1 protein-coding gene is annotated in these 1,136 nt (G+C 44.1%); it reads right to left on the bottom strand.

Annotated features, from left to right (window positions below):
• Positions 1-1,136 (bottom strand): mucin-binding protein (locus IV71_RS08160; protein ID WP_420889353.1); only part of this gene is annotated, 1,136 nt, incomplete at both ends.

Here is a 1,136-nt window from a genome sequence, read left to right on the forward strand (position 1 = left end):
TATCCACGAAGTTAACCGTACGAGTAACCGTCTTTGAAGTTTCCACCCCATCCTTAGACTTTTCAGGCGTTACCACTTCAGTTGCATGGTGAACGTAAATCGTTTGGTCATCATAGCTAACAGCCTTGCCATCAACATAAGAGATTGTCTTGGAGCTGTTCTTGTAGGCTTCAACGTACTTATCTTCAAGTATAGAAGCAGCGGTGTTTTCTACTTCATCAACGAAGTGGTAAGAACTTTCAGCTGAGTCATCACTACGGTGAGAAAGGTCCATCAAAACGGTATTCGTATCCAAATCAACGATTGCCCGCCGTTCGATATACAGAGCAGGATTATCGTAGATTACCGTAACCGTTTGGTTATCCGTGTTAGCATCGACCGTTTCTGCAGCAACTGTCGTCTGCTTAGTAATGCGGTCTTCAAGAGTTGGACTCGTGACTGCTTCAAAGTTAGCGTCCGTTGATTGCCAAGCAGTAGCTGACTTTTCAGCCTTTGTTACAGCATCAATCGTCACATTACGAGTGAAATGAGCTGTCTGCGTCACGCATGGTGCAACGGTCTTTCCCTTCGCATCAACGTAGTTAATGGTACGGGTAACCGTCTTTGAAGTTTCCACGCCATTCTCAGGGTTTTCCGGCGTTACAGTTTGCATCTTGTGATGGAAGTATGACTTATTAATTTGCGAATCAACGGTCCGTCCGTTAACCACTTCGGTTGAATCTGAGAAGACATGCTTATCGGCTTCATATTCATAACCGGATGCTTCCAAAGCGGCACCAGCATTCTCAGCATTGTCAACGAACGCACCGAAACCATCCAGGGCCTTTGGATTTAAATATGTTCCCAACAGTTTGTCGTGATAAAGAATTTTATCGTTATCATCAACGTCATACATTGTCACTTCGTAATAAAGATCTGTCGTACTCTTGTACTGAACTGTTTCAGTTTGATCACCAGTAGTTGCCGACACAGTTTCACCGTCAACTGTCTTTTTTGGTGCAATCCAGCCATTCACTTCTGGCAATGCTACGGCAGTAAAAGTCGCATCCGTTGATTGCCAATCAGTAGCTGAAATTTCTTTACCAGTTACCTTATCAACCGTCACTTCACGTGTGAAATGAGCAGTTTGTGTGACA

Origin of the sequence: Fructobacillus fructosus KCTC 3544 (assembly GCF_001438695.1) — a bacterium.
In the GTDB taxonomy this organism is placed as follows: domain Bacteria; phylum Bacillota; class Bacilli; order Lactobacillales; family Lactobacillaceae; genus Fructobacillus; species Fructobacillus fructosus.